Below are 17,466 nucleotides of genomic sequence, written 5' to 3'. Positions count from 1 at the left end.
GCGATGCGCGCCAGGACATGACAGCGCCTCGCGGCAGAATGGCTATTCTCGGCGCCGGCATCATGGGCGCCAGCCTCGCTCTCATGATGGCCCGCAGAGGCTACGCGGTGTCCCTCTTCGACAAGGAGAGCGAGCCGATGGCCTGCGCCAGCCGTTGGAACGAGGGCAAGATTCATCTCGGCTATCTCTACGGGAACGATCCCTCGCTGCTGACCGCCCGGCATCTGCTTTCGGGAGGACTGTGTTTCGGCAGGCTTGTTTCCGAGCTGATCGGAAGCAATCTGGAAGCGCACACGACCCTTTCGGAAGACCTTTATCTGGTCCATCGCAACTCGATCGTCGCTGCCGAGGCGCTGGGGGCGATCTTTGAACGTGTGGATGTATTGGTGCGCAGCCACGCTGACGCCACCAGCTACCTTGCCGACGTATCGGCGGCGCGATCGAATCGGCTTTCCAAAACTGAATTGGCCGATGTCACCAACTCGGACCAGATCGTCGGGGGCTTCCAGGTGCCGGAGCGATCCGTCAACACGCGATGGGTTGCCTGCCGGCTTTGCGCGGCGCTTCGGGGTGAACCCAATATCAGCTTGCGGATGGCGTCCAAAGTCCTGTCGGCACAGCCGGTGGACGGAATTGACGGGAAATGGCGCGTGGCGGTCGCAGGCAAGAAAAGTGAGGCGTTCGACATCGTCGTCAATTGCCTTTGGGAGGGGCGGCTGGCTGTCGACCGCACGGCCGGCATCGAGCCGGTTCCCGGATGGTCGCACCGCTACAGGCTTTGCCTGTTCGGCCGCACCAGGCAGCCTGTCGATGTGCCGTGCGCGGTCGTCGCCCTTGGCCCGTTCGGCGACATAAAAAACTATGACGGGCGCAACTTCTATCTCTCCTGGTACCCGAGCGGGTTGCTTGCGGAGAGTGGCGAATTGTCGATCGAAACGCCGCAAGCGCTCGATGCCGACGCACGACAGCGGTTCATCGGCGACGTTCGCGCCACGCTCGCCCGGTTGGTGCCCAGTGTTTCCAGCATGTTCGACGATGCCGAGGAGCTTGAGGTACGCGGCGGCTTCGTGTTTGCGCAAGGGCGTGGTTCGCTCAGCGACCCGAAAGCCACAATCCATCGCCGCGACCAATTCGGGGTCAACCGCCTGGGCAACTACATCTCGGTCGACACAGGTAAATATTCGACGGCGCCGTGGCTTGCCGACAGGCTGGCGCGGCAAATCTGCGGGATCGAGTGAATGGGTGAGACAGAACAGGGCGGCGCGAAGCAGGTAGCGCAGAAACAAGTCCAGCTTCGATCCGGCTGGCGGCCGAAGGTCACGGCGCTGGTGCCATGCTACAATTCGGCGGCATTCATTTCGCGTACGCTGGACAGCCTCGCCGCGCAGACCTGGGACAATATCGAGATCCTGGTCGGGGAGGACAATTCGACCGACGCGACATTCGAGATCGTTTCAGCCTTCGCCGGCGGCCGCGACGATGTCCGTATCCTGCGCCGGGACAAAAACCTGGGATGGCTGAAGAACTCCAACGATCTGATGGCCAATGCCAGCGGCGAATTGATGTTCTTTGCCTTCCATGACGACGTCATCGATCCAACCTATATCGAGGCGCTGGTGCGGGCGCTCGATGCCAATCCCGAGGCCGTACTGTCGTTCAGCGATGTCGAAGTGATCGAAGTCAGCGGCGAAAGTGCCACGTGGAAGTTCGACCTGCTGGAGGGCTTGCAGGACGGTTTTGCGCGTGGCCGGGCGATGGCGCGCCAGCCGCATGGATGGTGGGTTCCCAATCGTGGGATATTCAGGGCCTGGGCGTTCCACCGTAGCGGCGGGATCAAGCCCAACAGCCAAGGCGAATTCAGCGCCGACTGGACCTGGCTTCTGCATCTGTCGCTGCTCGGCGGCTTTGTCCGCGTGCCGCAAGTGCTCTGCCACAAATACTACCGGGCGGGCAGCATCAGCCGGCGCTGGGACCGCAACAGCACCCAACGAAGGGCCTTGCGGGCGGCGGGGATAAGGGAGGTCTGGCACAGCGAGGCCGGCCTTGCACAGAGAACCTTCCTCGCTGTCTATATCGCCTTGCGGCCGTGGCGGTGGGTGCCGCGATCGCGAGAAGCGCAAAGATGGCGAAACAGGCAATCGGTGCATGGCAGCCCGGACAAATAAGAATGGCGCCGGCGACGTATCAAAGCGGCTGCGTCAAAACACCCTGCCCGGCCAACGGCGATTTCCGCGCATATCCGGCTGCCCCAAAATGGCACTCCGGTTGATTTTTCACGCGAGTTATGGTCGTTCTCCCGCCCATGAAAAAACTATTCCTTGCGGCGCTGGCCTCGGTGACCCTGGCCTGGCCCGCCCACGCGATGGACGCCGCCCTGCGCGCCGGCCTGCTGAAACTCGACCCGGAGACCCGGCTGGAGCAGAGATGCGACGCCGAAGTGCTCGACCGCATCAGCCATGACGACCACAAGTACAAGGCAGACCGCGTCGTCGCCTACGCCTTCGCGACGCCGGAAATGAAGGCCGATGCCATCCGCAGCCCGGGCGCTGCCTTCCGCAGCAAGGGGCAGTGGTACCGGCTGAAGTTCAAATGCGAGACGGCGCCTGACCATATGGAGGTCCTGCAGTTCCGTTACCGCATCGGCGACGAGATTCCGGAAGCCGACTGGGCGAAGTACAATCTCTACGACTGAATTCGCTGCGACCAGAATTCTCTCTGGCAGAACGACCTTCCCTATTCCCGTGGCTTTCAGCGTCGGCGGTTAGAGCGGTTCAGCCTTTTTATGGAGCAGCTGACCCACTGTAACTCTTTGTTTTTGCGTAATTCCGGACGGAAAACCGCTACGCACTTTTCCTGGAATTGCGCCGGCAGTCTCTTGACGCGCGGGAACCATACACGTTAGGGCGTCGGCATATCCGACGACGAACACGCCGATACAGCAAGGGGCTCCGGTCGATGGACATTTTCAGCGCTGCAAGCATGACGGCCCTCCTCCAGGTCATCGCCATCGATCTGGTGCTTGCCGGCGACAATGCCATCGTCATCGGCCTTGCCGCCGCCGGTCTGCCGGTCGAGCAGCGCAAGAAAGCCATCCTGATCGGCGTGTTGGCGGCGACTGTGCTGCGCATCCTGTTTGCCGCCGTCACCGTCAAGCTTCTTGCCATTGTCGGCCTGCTGCTGGCCGGCGGCATCCTTTTGTTGTGGGTGTGCTGGAAGATGTGGCGCGAGCTGCGGACGTCGCATGCCGACGAGTTCGAGGCGACCGAGGCGCTCTCCGATTCCGACCTCAACAGCGACAGAACGGTGGGTGGCAAGGCGCCGCGCAAGACGCTCGGCCAGGCGGCCCTGCAGATCGTCGTCGCCGATGTTTCGATGTCGCTGGACAATGTGCTGGCGGTCGCCGGTGCGGCGCGCGATCATTTTCCCGTGCTTGTCATAGGCCTGGTGCTGTCGATCGCCTTGATGGGCTTGGCCGCGAGCTTCATTGCCAAGCTGCTGCATCGCCACCGCTGGATCGCCTATGTCGGCTTGCTGATCATTCTCTACGTCGCGATCGATATGGTCTATCGCGGCGTTGTCGAGGTCTGGCCGCATGTCAGTCCTGTGGTGAGCTGACGCTGCCGGTCCCACAGCTTCTGTAGCAGCATGGTCGCGTTCGCCGCAGCCGCTGCACATACCAATGCCGCAATAAGTGTGGTACTGGCCGCCGATCCCGAAAAACCCGGAATGTTTTCTCATGTCTGCGCCTCGCGTCAGTTTCGTCAGCCTTGGATGCCCGAAGGCGCTTGTGGATTCCGAGCGCATCATCACGCGCCTGCGCGCCGAAGGCTATGAGATCGCACGCAAGCATGACGGCGCCGACCTTGTCGTCGTCAACACCTGCGGCTTTCTCGATTCAGCCCGCGACGAATCGCTCAACGCCATCGGTTCGGCGCTTTCGGAAAACGGCCGGGTGATTGTCACCGGCTGCCTCGGCGCCGAGCCGGACGTCATCCGAGAGAAGCACCCCAACGTCCTCGCCATCACCGGCCCGCAGGCCTATGAGAGCGTGATGGCCGCGGTGCATGAGGCGGCGCCGCCCAGCCACGATCCCTATATCGACCTTCTGCCGCCGCAAGGCGTCAAGCTGACGCCGCGGCACTACGCCTATCTCAAGATTTCCGAAGGCTGCAACAACCGCTGCACCTTCTGCATCATTCCGGCACTGCGCGGCGACCTCGTCTCGCGCCCGGCGGCCGATGTGCTGCGCGAGGCCGAGAAGCTGGCCAAGGCCGGGGTCAAGGAATTGCTGGTCATCTCGCAGGACACCAGCGCCTACGGCATCGACATCAAGTACCAGACGTCGATGTTCGGCGACCGCGAAGTGCGGGCGAAATTCCTCGACCTGTCGGAGGAGCTGGGCAAGCTCGGCATCTGGGTACGCATGCACTATGTCTACCCCTACCCGCATGTCGCCGATGTCATCCCGCTGATGGCGGATGGAAAAATCCTTCCCTATCTGGACATCCCCTTCCAGCACGCCTCGCCGCAGGTGCTGAAGAACATGCGCCGTCCAGCCCATGGCGAAAAGACGCTGGTGCGCATTCGCGGCTGGCGCGAGGTGTGCCCGGATCTGGCGATACGCTCGACATTCATCGTCGGTTTCCCCGGCGAGACCGACGAGGATTTCGAGATGCTGCTCGACTGGCTGGACGAGGCCAGGATCGATCGCGCCGGCTGCTTTAAATACGAGCCGGTCCGCGGCGCCCGCTCCAACGATCTCGGCCTCGAACAGGTGCCGCAGGAGATCAAGGAAGCGCGCTGGCATCGCTTCATGCAGCGCCAGCAGAAGATCTCGGCGACGCAGCTGGCCAAGAAGGTCGGCAAGCGCCTGCCGGTGCTGATCGACGAGGCGCATGGCACGTCTGCCAAGGGCCGGACAAAATACGACGCGCCCGAGATCGACGGTTCGGTGCATATCCAGTCGCGCCGCCCGCTGCGCCAAGGCGACATCGTCACGGTCAAGATCGACCGCGCCGACGCCTACGACCTTTACGGCTCGGCGGTTTAGAAAATTACCAAAAAGGGCGCCTCCCGGCGCCCTCGGATTTTTGGCACAGCCCTCGGCGCGGTTTCGCAGTCGAGGCGTGCAGCCCGCGAAGTGAAAAAGGGCGCCGGGCGGCGCCCTTCTCTTTTGCGTTTCCGATACTTACTGCGGCAACTTGTCGTCGACACCCTTCACATAGAAGTTCATGCCGAGCAGCGTGCCGTCGTCGGCTACTTCGCCGTCCTTGAGCCACGGCGTGCCATCCTGCTTGGCGACCGGTCCGGTGAAGGGGTTCCAGCCATCTGCGATTTTCTTGGCGGTTGCCTCGGCCATCGCCTTCACATCGTCCGGCATGTTGGTGAAGGGCGCCAGCTTGACGGCGCCGTCCTTGATGCCGAGCCAGACATTGTCCGGCTTCCAGGTGCCGTCGAGCGCTGCCTGGACGCGGCTGATGTAGTACGGCCCCCATTCGTCTGTCAGCGAGGTCAGCTGCGCGTTCGGCGCGAACTTGATCATGTCGGAGGACTGGCCGAAGCCGTGCAGCTTGCGCTCTTCCGCCACCTGCAGTGCCGCAGTGGAATCCGTGTGCTGGACGATGATGTCGGCGCCCTGGTCGAACAGCGCCTTGGCCGCGTCGGCTTCCTTGCCCGGATCGAACCAGGAGTTCACCCAGACGATCTTGGCCTTGAAGTTCGGGTTGACCGACTGCGCGCCGAGCATGAAGGAGTTGATGCCCATCACCACTTCGGGGATCGGGAAAGAAACGATATAGCCGGCGACCCCTGCCTTCGATTCCTTGGCGGCGATCTGGCCGAGCACATAGCGGCCTTCATAGAAGCGCGCATTGTAGATGCCGAGATTGTCAGCGGTCTTGTAGCCGGTGGCGTGCTCGAACATCACTTTGGGGAACTTCTTGGCGACCTTCACTTCCGGGTCCATGAAGCCGAAAGAGGTGCCGAAGATGATCTTGCAGCCTTCGCGCGCCAGACGCTCGAAAGCGCGGTCGGCATCGGGACCTTCCGAGACGTTCTCGAGATAGGCGGTTTCGACCTTGTCGCCGAGCGCCTTTTCCACCTCGAGGCGGCCCTGGTCGTGCTGGTAGGAATAGCCGAAATCGCCGATCGGGCCGGTGTAGACCCAGCATGCCTTCAACTTGTCGGCGGCCTGCGCGGACGCCGCCAGTGACATGGCGGCGGTCGTGGTCATCAACGCAATAAGCAGTTTTTTCATTGTGTTACCTCTCTGAGTTTAGCCTTGGAGCTTCCCGTTTGTTTTTGTTGTCAACGATCCGGAACGAATGGCTGCCCCAAGGAAGCCGGCGTGTTCATCATCGTCAGACGCTTGTTGCGCGAGATTAGAACGAGAACCACGACGGTTGCCAGATAGGGCAGAGAAGAAAGCAGCTGCGAAGGCACCGGAATGCCAAATGCCTGTGCATGAAGCTGGCCGATCCACACCGCGCCGAAGATGTAGGCGCCGGCCAGCACGCGCCACGGCCGCCAGGAGGCGAAGACGACCAGCGCCAGCGCGATCCAGCCGCGGCCCGCGCTCATGTTCTCCACCCATTGCGGCGTGTAGACCAGCGACAGGTGGCCGCCGGCAAGGCCGGCGCAGGCGCCGCCAAAGATGACCGCGAGATAGCGGTAGCGGATGACCTTGATGCCGAGCGCATGCGCCGATGTGTGGCTGTCGCCGATCGAGCGCAGGGTGAGGCCGGTGCGGGTCTTGAACAGGAACCACATGACGGCCGCCGTCAGCGCGATCGAGATGTAGAAGATCGGGTCCTGGCCGAACAGCAGCCTGCCGACCACGGGAATGTCGGTGAGCACCGGAACGTAGAGGTTTGGCAGCCGCTCGCCGGGCTGGCCGACGAAGCTGGTCCCCATCATGCCGGACAGGCCGAGGCCAAGCAGCGTCAATGACAGGCCGGTCGCCACCTGGTTGGTGGCGAGCGACAGCGTCATCACCGCAAACAGCAGCGAGAACACGGCACCCATGGCGATTGCCGCCAACAATCCGATCCAGGGCGATCCCGTGAGATAGCCGGCGCCGAAGCCGCCGACGGCGCCCATGATCATCATGCCTTCGACGCCGAGGTTGAGCACGCCGGAGCGCTCGACCACCAGTTCGCCGATGGCCGCTATTAAAAGCGGCGTCGCCGCCGTGGCGATGGTCAAAAGGATGTTGACGGCGATGTCCATCAGCGGGCTTCCTTCAACTTCGGCGCGGCTTCAAGCTTCGCCGCGCTTTTCGTCAGCGCCATGCCGACCAGACGGATTCGGTAGTGGATGAGCGTGTCGCAGCCGAGCACGAAGAACAAAAGCATGCCCTGGAACACACGCGCCACCTTGTCGGAGATGCCAAGCGCGCTCTGCACCGCCTCGCCGCCGAGATAGGTCAGCGCCAGCACTAGGCCGGCGGCGACGATGCCGAGCGGATTGAGCCGGCCGAGGAACGCCACAATGATCGCTGTGAAGCCGTAGCCGGGCGAAATCACCGGCTGCAGCTGGCCGATGGCGCCGGAGACTTCCGAAATGCCGGCAAGCCCAGCCAGCGCGCCTGACAGCAGGAAGGCGAAGAACACCATGCGGTTGAGGCCGAAACCGGCGAAGCGCCCTGCCCTCGGGCTGGAGCCGAGCACGCGGACCTCAAAACCCTTGAGCAGGCGGCTCATCAGCACCCAGATCAGCACGGCTGCAACAAGCGCGAAGACAAAACCCCAATTGGCGCGGCCGGCATCCGGCATCAGTTCCGGCAGGACCGCCGAGTCGTTGAACTGGATCGTCTGCGGGAAACCGTGGCCCTGCGGATCGCGCCAGGGGCCGCGCACCAACCAGTCGAGGAAAAGCTGGGCGACATAGACCAGCATCAGGCTGGTCAGGATTTCGTTGGTGCCGAAGCGCGTCTTCAGGAGAGCCGGGATTGCTGCATAGGCGGCACCGCCGACCATGCCGAACAACAGCATCAGCGGCAGCACCAGTGGGCCTTCGAACCCGGGAAACAGCACCGGAATGGCCGAGCCGAAAATGCCGCCGAGAATGAATTGGCCTTCGGCGCCAATGTTCCAGATGTTGGCCTTGTAACAGACCGACAGGCCGACCGCGATCAGGATCAAAGGCGCGGCCTTGATCGCTAGTTCATGCAACTGCCAGACCTGGCTGATCGGCTCGATGAAATAGATCTCGAATGCGCTCAGCGGGTTGACGCCGAGCAGCGCGAACAGAACCGCGCCGGCGATGATCGTTAGGGCGAAAGCGATGAAGGGCGACAGCGCCGAAAACAGCATCGAGCGCTGCGGGCGTTTGACGAGTTCGAGGCGCATCATGCCGTCTCCAGACCATGTTCGGCGTGGCCGGGCTCGGCGCCGCCCATCAACAGGCCGATCTTTTCGAAAGTTGCCTCGGCGATCGGCAGCGGTTTCGACAATTCGCCATTGTGCATGACCGCGATCGCGTCCGAAATTTCGAACAGCTCATCGAGGTCCTGGCTGATGACCAGAACCGCCGAGCCACTGCGCGCCAGTTCGATCAGCGCCTGGCGGATGTGGGCGGCGGCGCCGGCGTCGACGCCCCAGGTCGGCTGGTTGACGACCATGACGGCAGGGCTGCGGTCGAGTTCGCGGCCGACGATGAATTTCTGCAGATTGCCGCCCGAAAGGGCCGCGGCTTCCGGATCGGGCGCGCTCTTGCGCACATCCATCGCCACGATGATGCGCTGGGCGGCGGCATAGACCGCACCGCTTTTGACCGTGCCGCCGGTGCCGACAAAAACCTTGCCGTCGGTGGCGTGGCGCGACAAGAGCAGGTTCTCCGAAAGCTTCATGCGCGGCGCGGCGCCATGGCCGAGGCGTTCTTCCGGTACGAAGGCAGCGCCCATCAGCCGCCGGCCTGTGATCGAGAGCGAGCCGGCATCCTTGCCGCGGATGCGCACGGATGCGGCGTCCTGCTGCAGCACCTCGCCGGAGACGGATTCGAAGAACTCGCCCTGGCCGTTGCCGGCGACACCGGCAATGCCGATCACCTCGCCGGCGCGCACAGTGAGGTTGATATTCTTCAGCGGAATCGAAAACGGCGTTGCCGGCTTGCGGCTGAGGGCGCGGATTTCGAGCAGCGGCTGCGCGGTCTCGATGCCTTCGGCCGGCGCACGCACCACGGCCTTCACCTCGTTGCCGACCATCATGCGAGCCAGCGACGAAGCCGTTTCCTCGCGCGGATTGCAATGGCCGACGACCTTGCCGTGACGCAGCACGGTGGCGCGGTCGCAGATGCGTTTGACCTCTTCCAGCCGGTGCGAAATGTAGAGGATGGATTTGCCCTCCGAGCGCAGGCGCTCAAGCGTTTCGAACAGCTTGTCGGCTTCCTGCGGCGTCAGCACCGAGGTCGGCTCGTCGAGGATGATGAGCTGCGGCGTCTGCAACAGGCAGCGGATGATCTCGATGCGCTGGCGTTCGCCGACCGAGAGATCGCCGACCAGCGAGTCCGGATCGAGCGGCAGGCCATAGCTGAAGGAAAGCGCCCTCGCCTTGGCCGCGATCGAGCTGATCGGTGAGCCGTCATCCAGAGACAGAGCGATATTCTCGGCCGCGGTCAGCGCCTCGAACAGCGAGAAGTGCTGAAACACCATGCCGATGCCGAGCTTCTTCGCCATGCCCGGACTGGTGATCCGCACCGCTTCGCCGTTCCAGAATATCTCGCCGGAATTGGGCTCCAGTGAACCGAACAGCATCTTGACCAGCGTCGACTTGCCGGCGCCGTTTTCGCCAAGCAGCGCGTGGATCTCGCCCTTGGCGATGTTGAGGTCGATATGATCGCACGCCGTCAGCGTGCCGAATATCTTGGTCAGGCCACGAACCTCAAGCAGGTTCGCTCCATCATGATCTGCACTCACAGTGCCTCCCATCCGGTTCCCGGACATGTTCTGTGTTCCCGCCAGCATGGTATGCGCTGGCCGCTCTCGTGCGAAAGCAGCACCCACCTTGAAAGAGCTTCAAGAATTTCAGCGGAAACTCAAGGGGTAAAGACCGACCTACTTCGTACAACAGACCGATCGCCCGGTTTTTCGGGTAAACAGTGCCTAGCGTCGCGGCAAAACACTGAACAGCAAGGCAGATCAGGGGATCAGTATGGTCGTGCCCGTGGTCTTGCGCCCTTCGAGATCGGCTTGCGCCTTGCCCGCGTCCTTCAGCGCATAACGCTGGTTGATCTTGATCTCGACCGCACCGCTCAACACCACATCGAACAATGCCGCGGCGGAGACTTCGAGGTCTTCACGCCTGGCATTGTAGACGAACAAAGTCGGCCTGGTAGCGAACAGCGAGCCCTTCTGCGCCAGCAGCGACATCGAAAATGGCGGGATCGGTCCAGAGGACTGACCGAAAGAGACGAACATGCCGAGCGGCTTCAGACAGTCGAGCGAGGCCGGGAATGTGTCGTTGCCGACCGAATCGTAGACGACGTCACATTTCTTGCCGCCGGTGATGGCGGCGACCCCGGCGACGAAATCCTGCTCCTTGTAGTTGATGACATGGCCGAAGCCATGCGCCTTGGCGAGCTCGATCTTGTCGGTTGAGCTTGCCGTGCCGATCACGGTGGCGCCGAGATGTTTTGCCCATTGTCCCAGGATCAGCCCGACGCCGCCGGCGGCGGCATGGAACAGGATGGTGTCGCCTGCCTTCACCTTGAAGGTCCGGCGCAACAGATACTCCGCCGTCATGCCTTTAAGCATCATGCCGGCGGCCTGTTCGTCGCTGATGCGGTCCGGCACCTTGACGACGCGGTCGGCGGCGACGACGCGCTGTTCGGCATAGGCGCCGACGTTGACGGCATAGGCGATGCGGTCGCCCGGCTTCAGCCAGTCGATGCCTGCGCCGACCTCGAGAACCACACCTGCCGCCTCGCCGCCGGGGATCAGCGGGAAGCCGCCGGGCGGCGGATAGAGGCCGATGCGGTGATAGACGTCGATGAAATTGAGGCCGATCGCGGTGTGCCTGACCAGGATCTGCCCGGCGCCGGGTTGTCCCGGATCGGCGTCTTCATAGGTCAGGACTTCCGGACCGCCATGGGCGTGGATACGGACTGCTTTGGACATTGTGGGCTTTCCTGCGGTCAGGCTTTCTTAGGGTCCGGCTTGGCGCCGAGTTTGGGGAAGAACTGCATGATACCGCCGATGCAGGCGAGGTAAAGTCCGGTGATGGTGATGCCGACCTTGGTAAAGACGCTGACCTGTTCGCCCAAAACGCCGATCTGGTCGTAGAAGGCGGCAAGGGCCGCCTGCGCGAGCGCCAGCGCACCGAAAGCACACCAGAGCAGCGTCATGCCAAGATTAATTGGCCGCAGCCGCACCACCCGCACGGGGTGAATGAAGTTGATCGGCACGAAGGTGAGGATGCCGGCCGCCACGACGACGCCGAAGGACACCCACTGTCCCGGCTCGATGACAAACAGCGTGAACACGACCATGTTCCAGACGACCGGAAAGCCTTTGAAGAAGTTCTCCTTCGTCTTCATTCCGGTGTCGGCATAATAGATGGCGCTGGACACCACGATGATGGCCGCCGACAGGAAAGACAGCCCTTCGCCCATGAAGCCGCGCTGGTAGAGCGCGAAGGCGGGGATCAGCACATAGGTGACATAGTCGATGATGTTGTCGAGGAGTTCGCCCGACCAGGTCGGCAGGATCTCCTTGACCTCAAGCTTGCGCGCGATCGGCCCGTCTATGCCGTCGACGAACAGCGCCAGCCCCAGCCACCAGAACATCGCCGTCCAGCGTTGCTCGCTTGCCGCCACCAGAGACAGGAAGGCCAGGAACGAGCCAGACGCGGTCAACAGATGTACCGAGAATGCCCGCGCCTGCGGCCAGGTGACCTTTTTCTTCGGCCTGGGTATCCGGTCGGTGATCTTTTTGGCGGCATTCCTGGCGGTTGTGTTCTTGCTCACGGGCCCCGCCAATCCAGTTTGCAGATTTCGGCCGAGCGGCCGGCAAAGTTCCAGTTGTGGCCGAACGCCCGCATCTTGCTTTTGTCGGACCTGGCCACGATGATCTCCGGCGCGATCCAGTATTCCGAGTTGCCGATCACGGTATCCTTCTCGCGATCCTTGCCGGGAATCGGTGTGACCGCCCCGTCGATGATCTTCGGTATCTGGAAAATACGGGTCTTGTCACGCGTCTCGTAGGTGATCGGCACCTGCTCGACACCGAGGAACTTGCCGACAAGGATCGACAACAGCGAGGTTGTTCCGCCGGCCTTCCCGGTGAAGATCCTGGTCAGCGCTTTCACCGCATAGACGGAGGCGCGCTTGTCGATGAACAGGCCTGCGGTCCAGTTGCCGCGGCTCATATAGCCGGGGATTTCCATGACCAGACCGAGATTGAGGCCGGACAGGTCGACCTCGCCGAAATGGCCTGCGTCGATGCGGAAGCCCGCCCAGGTCTGACAATAACCCTCCGTCGGCGGATGGCTGCCAAGCGACAGCACGCAAGGACAAAAAACCGTGCAATTGCAGGAGAGTACGAGCTCTCCTTTCATTGCCCAGCCTTGCTCTGCCATAGAATTCTCCCCCGTCATGCCGAGACTACTAGCAGGGCGACTACCCAGACAAGCAGTATCGCACCGGCCACTCGGGTTGGAAGGCTGCCGGTGGTCTGTTTTTCGATCAAGGTGAACAGGCCGATCAGCGCCATCCAGAACACGTTCATCGCGCCGACGGCAAACATCACCAGCATCAGCGCCCAGCAGCAGCCGAGGCACCACAGGCCCTGCTTCAGCCCTAGCCGGAAGATGCCACCCGGCTCCGCGCTCCAGTTGGAAAACAGTGTCGAGAACGGGTTCCGGCATTTTGTCAGGCAGGCCTGCTTGAGGCTGCTGAACTGGTAGAGGCCGGCAACCAGCAGCGCGGCCGCCGCGGCAAGGCCGCTCACCGGATCGAGCAATCGAGCGGAGGACGTAAATGCGTGGACGAGCAACGTCAGCACCGCGAAGCCGATAGAGGCGACAAGCCATGTCGAGAGGTAGCCGGCAGCCAGGACCAGCGGGTGGACCACCGGTTCGCCCTTGATGCGGGCGGTGTCGGCGATTTCACAATAGGTACGGATCATCGGCGCCGCCGACGGCAGCATCGTCGCCACAGCCATCGAAAACCACATCACGATCAACGCCAGAAGCTGTGCGCCGCCGGCATCAAGTGGTGCGGGCGTCAGGCACATGCCGAAGAAGCGGTCGAGGACATCCGGCAGCGGCAGTTGCGGCAGATATCGCAGGACCACATCGCCTGGTACGCCGGGGAGCCGGCCTTCGGCGCCGCGGATCGCCATGGCGCCGAGAATGAACCAGGCGAGCAGAATGCCGCCGGCGATGGCGATGTTGACCGTCAGGCGGGGGCTGCGGGCCAGGCTTGCCGTGGCGCGGCCGGCGCGGTCGAGATGGCTGAAATCGTCCTGCTGGCCGGTCATGACAACCGAATGAGCCTAATCGCCGCGTTGATCAAGCCGCATGGTCTGACCTATATCCATGGGTAGACACCTGCATCGCAAACTGGAAGTCCAATTTGGATCATCGCGAGACAGCACGGATACTGGTAGCCGGCAGCGGCCCTGCCGGACTGATCGCGGCGCTCGGTTTCGCCGAGGCGGGCTTTCCGGTAACCCTGGTCGGACCCGAAGCAGGCGGACCCGATGGCCGGACCACGGCGCTGATGAACCCTGCTCTCAAGGTTCTCGATCGGCTGGGCGTGCTGGCCGAACTTGCGCCGAAGGCCGCGCCGCTGAAGGTCATGCGCATCGTTGATGCGACCAGCCGGCTGATCCGCAGCCCGGTGGTGACTTTTCGCGCCATGGAGATCGGCGAGGAGCAGTTCGGGCTCAACCTGCCCAACAGTGCGCTGAACCCGACGCTGGCCAAGTCCGTCGCGGCCCATCCCGGCATCGAATGGCTGACGTCGATGGTCGAGAGTTGGCGTCTGGACGCCGATCAGGCGCATGCCGTCTTGACTGATGGTCGCGAAGTCTCGGCCGCGCTTGCGGTCGCTGCCGATGGGCGCCTGTCGCCGGCGCGCGAGGCGGCAGGCATAGTGGCCTCGGTGCGATCCTACCGCCAAGCGGCGCTGGTGCTGAATTTTGGCCATCGCAGCGAACACGGCTTCACCTCGACCGAGTTCCACACAGAGACCGGGCCGTTCACCCAGGTGCCGTTGCCCGGCAACCGCTCCAGCCTCGTCTGGGTGGTGAAACCGGAGACGGCGAAGGACCTCGCCGCACTCGATGACGCGACGCTTTCCGAGCGTGTCGAGCAGCAGATGCAGTCGATGCTGGGCCGGGTGTCGGTCGAGCCCGGCCGACAAATTTACCCGCTATCAGCGGCATCACCGGGGCGCTTCGCGCAAAACCGGGTGGCGCTGGTCGGCGAGGCTGCACATGTATTCCCGCCGATCGGAGCCCAAGGTCTCAACCTCGGCATCAGGGACATCGAGGATCTGATTGGAACCGCTGATGAAAATCGCGGCGACCCCGGCGCCGCGAAGGCCCTGGCCGCCTATGATTCCAGGCGCCGTCCCGACATTCTGGCGCGTTCCGGCGCGGTCAATCTGCTCAACATGTCGCTGCTTTCGGACATGTTGCCGGCGCAGATGGCACGCAGCGCCGGCCTCAATGTGCTCCGCAGTTTCGCGCCGCTGCGCGCCTTTTTCATGCGCGAAGGCTTGAGGCCGGGCAGCGGCTTTGCGGCGCTTACCGGCGGTTCAGGGAAACAGGTCCGGCGGTAAGATGCCGTGGCGGATCATGTAGAGCAGCCCGGTCACTGTCAGCACCGAGAGACAGGTGGTGATCATGACGCTGGCCGAGGCGCGTTGCACCCAGACGCCATATTGCTGGGCGATGACGAAGACGTTGGTTGCGGTCGGTAATGCCGCCAAAAGCACGGCTGAAAAAACCCAGATTTCGGAAAAGTTCCCGATCCAGTTCAGCACGACGTAGCAGAGCAATGGATGCAGATCAGCTTCAGCGCCGCGATCGACGCCAGTTCATGCGGCACGCGGTTGAGCGGCCGGAGCGCAAGCGTCACGCCCATGGCAAACAGGGCACAAGGGGCGGCCGCCCGAGACAGATATTCGAGCAGGCGATCGACCGGCTGCGGTGGGTGAAAGCCGAGATAGGCGGCGCCGACGCCAAGCGCGGTCGCGATGATGAACGGGTGCAGGACGATTTTCCTGACTACGCCGAGGATGAGCCGCCACGGCGATGTCTTGTCGTCGCCCGACAGCGCCATCATCATGGGCGCGATGGCGAAATGCATGATATTTTCGAAGCAGAAGATCAGCGCGACGGGAACCGCCGCCTGTTCGCCGAAGGCGAGCAGCGCCAGTCCCGGCCCCATATAGCCGATATTGCCATAGGCCGCGGCCAGCGCCTTGATCGTCGATTGGGCGATCTCGCCGCGAGACGCCGTCACCGACCATACGAACATGATCGAGAAGGTCGTGTAGGTGGAAAACACCGAGCCGAAGATGAAGCGCCATTCCGTCAACTGCTCGAACGGCGTCCGGGCAAGCAGTTGGAAGAACAGGGCTGGAAGCGCGACATAGACGATGAAGGTGTTCATCCAACCAAGCGCCTCCAGCGGCTGCCAGGTGATGCGTGCGACCAGAAAGCCGATGAAAATCAGCCCGAAAAACGGAAGAACAAGACCGACGACGTCAGACATTTTTGCCTTCGCCCGAAACCCCTGAGCCCGGCTAACCCGTAGCTTCTCCGGGCGTCAAGCGCTTCGGCATTGAATTGATACACGGCCTGCGTCAATAGAACCTGAAACCAGCCCTAAAGTCGGGCTCGATTTTTGATCGCAGCGCGTGTAAATTCAAAGCCTTAGAGGGTCTGCCGCGCATTCCGAGGGACGCCGGGCGCTTTTAAGGCTTAGTGGTGAGTACGATGAAAACAGCCAAATTCTCGATCGGACAAGTGGTTCGCCACCGGCTGTTTCCATTCCGCGGCATCATTTTCGATGTCGATCCGCAATTTGCCAACACCGACGAATGGTACGAAGCGATCCCGGCCGACGTGCGGCCGCGCAAGGACCAGCCGTTCTATCACCTGCTCGCCGAGAATTCGGAAACCGAATACATCGCCTATGTCTCCGAGCAGAACCTGCTCGAGGATCAATCGGGCGAACCGGTCCGGCATCCGCAGATCGGCGAGATGTTCGACAAGCGGCCGGACGGACGCTATGAGCCGAAACGCCAGTCGAGACACTGAGACGCCCCGATTAGCCGCCACATCATGGCGCGCGTCGCATTGATTTGAGAGCACGGTCCAAATCCATCGTGGCAGTCTTAATTGCAGAAAGCTTGCAAGAGATCCGACAGAGCAGCCACTTATCGACCTAAATTCGCATGACGCCCAATTTGTAGAGGCGATGATAGAGAACCTGCTTCTTCATATAGCCGGCTATCGCTGCATTGATTTCCGCCCATTGGGACACGGAGCCGTGACTGCGTAGGCGAAGGCGGTCCTGCTCTTCTTGCCCAACGTCGTGCATGGCGAACGTCTTTTGACTGGGATAAACGCGAAAGCAGCCGAGGAAGCGTGGAAGCCGTTTGAAACGGAAACCTGCCGCCTGCGCCCGCAGGATGAAGTCCCAATCCATCGCAAACTGAAAATTTGTGTCGAATGAACCGAGCTTTTCCCAAACGCTGCGGCGCCAGAACATCGTCTCCTGGGGGATGTAGTCGGCCCATTTGATGACCTCGCTGTCATGCGGCGGCAGGACCACGCGAGCGGTCTCCCTACCCGCTTCGTCGATCACGATTCGATTGCCATAGACAAAATCGGCCTCGGGATACTTCTCGAAGGCGCGTGCAACATAATGCAGCGTTCCGGGCAACAGGACATCGTCGCTGTTGAGATAGGCCATGATGTCGCCGGAGACGATCGCAAAGCCTTTGTTGATGGCGTCTGTCTGCCCGCCATCCACGGCGCTGTTCCAGGCAATCCGTTGTCCGTAGGACTCCAGTATCTCGCGTGTCCCGTCTTGCGAGCCGCCATCCTGAACGATGTATTCGAGATTGGGGTAGTTCTGAGACAGAACGCTGTCGATCGTAGCTGGCAGAAAATGCGCATGCCGATAGGACGGCGTGACAATGGCAATCCGAAGCGCGCCGGTGTTGGGTGTTGGAACGCTGTAGTTGAGTGGGGTATCCAATTTCCGCGGCTGGTATTGATGAAAATCGAAGACCTTCGGCTGGAATTTATATCGCCAGCTTTTGCGCCGCCGCAGGTAATAGTCACCCTCCAGCATCTGGATTCGCTGCGTCAGCGACGAAATCTCTTTCACCAGATTGGCGATTGTGACTTCCGGCTCGCCGTCCATCAGGTGTCCTCAACAATTGCGCTGCCACACGTCACACAACACGTAGTCCATTTCAATAGTGCCCAGTGCTGCATCTGCTACAAGG

The 17,466-nt window shown here is 62.1% G+C and carries 16 protein-coding genes and 1 pseudogene; 7 read left to right on the top strand and 10 right to left on the bottom strand.

All coding sequences use genetic code 11. The features are described 5' to 3' along the window. Window positions 1-17 precede the first annotated feature (17 nt). The 5 genes from AC3EML_RS20865 (at window position 18) to rimO (ending at window position 5,050) form a co-directional block, all read left to right on the top strand. Complete coding sequence (locus tag AC3EML_RS20865; protein ID WP_196815089.1) at window positions 18-1,238, top strand: FAD-dependent oxidoreductase; 1,221 nt, start codon at window positions 18-20, stop codon at window positions 1,236-1,238. After that, complete coding sequence (locus AC3EML_RS20860) at window positions 1,239-2,165, top strand: glycosyltransferase family 2 protein (protein WP_023832181.1); 927 nt, start codon at window positions 1,239-1,241, stop codon at window positions 2,163-2,165. 119 nt (window positions 2,166-2,284) lie between these two features. After that, window positions 2,285-2,692 (top strand): DUF930 domain-containing protein, encoded by a 408-nt coding sequence (locus tag AC3EML_RS20855; RefSeq protein WP_032889884.1) that lies wholly within the window; start codon window positions 2,285-2,287, stop codon window positions 2,690-2,692. 263 nt (window positions 2,693-2,955) lie between these two features. After that, the gene (locus AC3EML_RS20850) at window positions 2,956-3,615 is read left to right on the top strand and encodes a TerC family protein (protein ID WP_023668959.1); all 660 of its coding nucleotides are present in this window, start codon (window positions 2,956-2,958) and stop codon (window positions 3,613-3,615) included. A gap of 121 nt (window positions 3,616-3,736) precedes the next feature. Further along, on the top strand, window positions 3,737-5,050 hold the full coding sequence (gene rimO / locus AC3EML_RS20845; protein ID WP_352520370.1) for a 30S ribosomal protein S12 methylthiotransferase RimO: 1,314 nt from the start codon (window positions 3,737-3,739) through the stop codon (window positions 5,048-5,050). A gap of 138 nt (window positions 5,051-5,188) precedes the next feature. Here the strand turns inward: rimO and AC3EML_RS20840 are convergent, their stop codons facing one another. The 8 genes from AC3EML_RS20840 to AC3EML_RS20805 form a co-directional block, all read right to left on the bottom strand. After that, window positions 5,189-6,256: a BMP family ABC transporter substrate-binding protein gene (locus tag AC3EML_RS20840; protein WP_023682527.1), complete on the bottom strand. Its 1,068-nt coding sequence runs from the start codon at window positions 6,254-6,256 to the stop codon at window positions 5,189-5,191. A gap of 50 nt (window positions 6,257-6,306) precedes the next feature. Then, on the bottom strand, window positions 6,307-7,227 hold the full coding sequence (locus AC3EML_RS20835) for an ABC transporter permease (RefSeq protein WP_023668962.1): 921 nt from the start codon (window positions 7,225-7,227) through the stop codon (window positions 6,307-6,309). After that, on the bottom strand, window positions 7,227-8,351 hold the full coding sequence (locus tag AC3EML_RS20830) for an ABC transporter permease (RefSeq protein ID WP_031193354.1): 1,125 nt from the start codon (window positions 8,349-8,351) through the stop codon (window positions 7,227-7,229). Before AC3EML_RS20830 ends, AC3EML_RS20835 begins: the two co-directional genes overlap by 1 nt. Next, complete coding sequence (locus AC3EML_RS20825; RefSeq protein ID WP_033001237.1) at window positions 8,348-9,925, bottom strand: ABC transporter ATP-binding protein; 1,578 nt, start codon at window positions 9,923-9,925, stop codon at window positions 8,348-8,350. Before AC3EML_RS20825 ends, AC3EML_RS20830 begins: the two co-directional genes overlap by 4 nt. 210 nt (window positions 9,926-10,135) lie before the next feature. Beyond that, on the bottom strand, window positions 10,136-11,113 hold the full coding sequence (locus tag AC3EML_RS20820; RefSeq protein WP_352520369.1) for a quinone oxidoreductase family protein: 978 nt from the start codon (window positions 11,111-11,113) through the stop codon (window positions 10,136-10,138). A 17-nt stretch (window positions 11,114-11,130) separates the two neighbouring features. Next, on the bottom strand, window positions 11,131-11,961 hold the full coding sequence (gene pcsA, locus AC3EML_RS20815; protein ID WP_023688483.1) for a phosphatidylcholine synthase: 831 nt from the start codon (window positions 11,959-11,961) through the stop codon (window positions 11,131-11,133). After that, a complete protein-coding gene (locus tag AC3EML_RS20810; RefSeq protein WP_352519924.1) occupies window positions 11,958-12,572 on the bottom strand; it encodes a DUF1326 domain-containing protein in 615 nt (204 codons plus the stop codon). The genes pcsA and AC3EML_RS20810 overlap by 4 nt, the downstream gene beginning before the upstream one ends. A gap of 14 nt (window positions 12,573-12,586) precedes the next feature. After that, window positions 12,587-13,474 carry a DUF2182 domain-containing protein gene (locus AC3EML_RS20805; RefSeq protein WP_352520368.1) on the bottom strand — a complete coding sequence of 296 codons (888 nt, stop codon included), beginning with the start codon at window positions 13,472-13,474 and terminating at the stop codon, window positions 12,587-12,589. A 95-nt stretch (window positions 13,475-13,569) separates the two neighbouring features. Between AC3EML_RS20805 and AC3EML_RS20800 the strand changes: the two genes are divergently transcribed. Beyond that, entirely contained in the window at window positions 13,570-14,781 is a 1,212-nt protein-coding gene (locus tag AC3EML_RS20800; protein ID WP_352520367.1) for a UbiH/UbiF family hydroxylase, read from the top strand. On the opposite strand, the pseudogene AC3EML_RS20795 reads toward AC3EML_RS20800, so the two are convergent. Then, window positions 14,758-15,719 (bottom strand): annotated as a pseudogene (locus tag AC3EML_RS20795) (AEC family transporter). The gene AC3EML_RS20800 and the pseudogene AC3EML_RS20795 sit on opposite strands and share 24 nt — an antisense overlap. A 224-nt stretch (window positions 15,720-15,943) precedes the next feature. Between AC3EML_RS20795 and hspQ the strand changes: the two are divergent. Next, on the top strand, window positions 15,944-16,267 hold the full coding sequence (gene hspQ, locus AC3EML_RS20790; RefSeq protein WP_023668971.1) for a heat shock protein HspQ: 324 nt from the start codon (window positions 15,944-15,946) through the stop codon (window positions 16,265-16,267). A gap of 127 nt (window positions 16,268-16,394) precedes the next feature. On the opposite strand, the gene AC3EML_RS20785 is transcribed toward hspQ, so the two are convergent. After that, window positions 16,395-17,381 (bottom strand): glycosyltransferase family 2 protein, encoded by a 987-nt coding sequence (locus tag AC3EML_RS20785; protein WP_352520366.1) that lies wholly within the window; start codon window positions 17,379-17,381, stop codon window positions 16,395-16,397. Window positions 17,382-17,466 lie beyond the last annotated feature (85 nt).

The sequence above is a fragment of the Mesorhizobium sp. P170090 genome, from assembly GCF_057786115.1.
Note: the sequence above shows the minus strand (reverse complement) of the source record. Positions and strands in the feature narration are given on the sequence as shown.

Bases quoted from the DNA above. Each gene is read 5' to 3' on its own strand.
- AC3EML_RS20865 (WP_196815089.1), top strand. From the start codon at position 18: ATGACAGCGCCTCGCGGCAGAATGGCTATTCTCGGCGCCGGCATCATG.
- AC3EML_RS20860 (WP_023832181.1), top strand. From the start codon at position 1,239: ATGGGTGAGACAGAACAGGGCGGCGCGAAGCAGGTAGCGCAGAAACAA.
- AC3EML_RS20855 (WP_032889884.1), top strand. From the start codon at position 2,285: ATGGTCGTTCTCCCGCCCATGAAAAAACTATTCCTTGCGGCGCTGGCC.
- AC3EML_RS20850 (WP_023668959.1), top strand. From the start codon at position 2,956: ATGGACATTTTCAGCGCTGCAAGCATGACGGCCCTCCTCCAGGTCATC.
- rimO (WP_352520370.1), top strand. From the start codon at position 3,737: ATGTCTGCGCCTCGCGTCAGTTTCGTCAGCCTTGGATGCCCGAAGGCG.
- AC3EML_RS20840 (WP_023682527.1), bottom strand. From the start codon at position 6,256: ATGAAAAAACTGCTTATTGCGTTGATGACCACGACCGCCGCCATGTCA.
- AC3EML_RS20835 (WP_023668962.1), bottom strand. From the start codon at position 7,227: ATGGACATCGCCGTCAACATCCTTTTGACCATCGCCACGGCGGCGACG.
- AC3EML_RS20830 (WP_031193354.1), bottom strand. From the start codon at position 8,351: ATGATGCGCCTCGAACTCGTCAAACGCCCGCAGCGCTCGATGCTGTTT.
- AC3EML_RS20825 (WP_033001237.1), bottom strand. From the start codon at position 9,925: ATGGGAGGCACTGTGAGTGCAGATCATGATGGAGCGAACCTGCTTGAG.
- AC3EML_RS20820 (WP_352520369.1), bottom strand. From the start codon at position 11,113: ATGTCCAAAGCAGTCCGTATCCACGCCCATGGCGGTCCGGAAGTCCTG.
- AC3EML_RS20810 (WP_352519924.1), bottom strand. From the start codon at position 12,572: ATGGCAGAGCAAGGCTGGGCAATGAAAGGAGAGCTCGTACTCTCCTGC.
- AC3EML_RS20805 (WP_352520368.1), bottom strand. From the start codon at position 13,474: ATGACCGGCCAGCAGGACGATTTCAGCCATCTCGACCGCGCCGGCCGC.
- hspQ (WP_023668971.1), top strand. From the start codon at position 15,944: ATGAAAACAGCCAAATTCTCGATCGGACAAGTGGTTCGCCACCGGCTG.
- AC3EML_RS20785 (WP_352520366.1), bottom strand. From the start codon at position 17,381: ATGGACGGCGAGCCGGAAGTCACAATCGCCAATCTGGTGAAAGAGATT.